The following is a 722-nucleotide window of genomic DNA, read 5'->3' as shown; positions in this document are numbered from 1 at the left end:
GGCTGCGTCAAAATTTACTCACACATACTACCCCCCCCCCCCGCCCATTCGTCCTCATGCAGTCACAACATCATCCATATACAACCATTCTCCACTCACCTCTGTCTTCCGTCCTCTCCCTTCCTTCCTCAACAGACATTCCCCTCTTCCCCAAAGCCCCCTTCACCCCATCCATCCACCTCATCCTAGGACGTCCCCTCATGTTCACTTCCTCCACATCTGCCTTCCATATCTCTTTTACTAGTCTTTCTTCACTCATTCTTCCATGTGTCCAAACCATCCTAATATTCTTTCATCAACCCTATCTCCCAGCTCCTTTTCCACCCCTGTTCTCCTCCTCACCTCCTCATTTCTCGCTCTATCTAGCCTAGTAACCCCCATCATACTTCTCAGAGACCTCATCTCAAACACATTCAAACTCCTTCTCTTTTCTTCTCTTATGTTCCACGTTTCTGCCCCATACAGTGCTGTTGGCACAATCACTCCTTCATACAGTCTCCTCTTCGCATCCATTCCCAAATGTCTATTCCTCATTACACTCTTTAATCCACCAAGGCATTTACTCGCTTCTCTCAATCTACATTCTACCTCCACCTTCACTCCACCTTTTCCTGCTACACTTGCACCCAAGTATCTAAAACTATCCACTTCCTCCAGTCGCTCTCCCTTAATGTTCACTTCCAGTCTACTGCCACTTTCACCCCTTGTACATCTCATCACCT

At 47.4% G+C, this 722-nt stretch carries 2 protein-coding genes; both read right to left on the bottom strand.

Going from position 1 to position 722, the window contains the following annotated elements:
* Positions 1–70 precede the first annotated feature (70 nt).
* Positions 71–259, bottom strand: coding sequence for a hypothetical protein (locus tag LR961_RS19115; RefSeq protein WP_232151561.1), 189 nt, complete (start codon positions 257–259; stop codon positions 71–73).
* A partial coding sequence (locus tag LR961_RS19110; RefSeq protein WP_232151560.1) for a hypothetical protein occupies positions 256–722 on the bottom strand: 467 nt, incomplete at its 5' end. The genes LR961_RS19110 and LR961_RS19115, both read right to left, overlap by 4 nt.

The sequence above is a fragment of the Stenotrophomonas sp. SY1 genome (assembly GCF_021202945.1).
Lineage (GTDB): Bacteria > Pseudomonadota > Gammaproteobacteria > Xanthomonadales > Xanthomonadaceae > Stenotrophomonas.
Note: the sequence above shows the minus strand (reverse complement) of the source record. Positions and strands in the feature narration are given on the sequence as shown.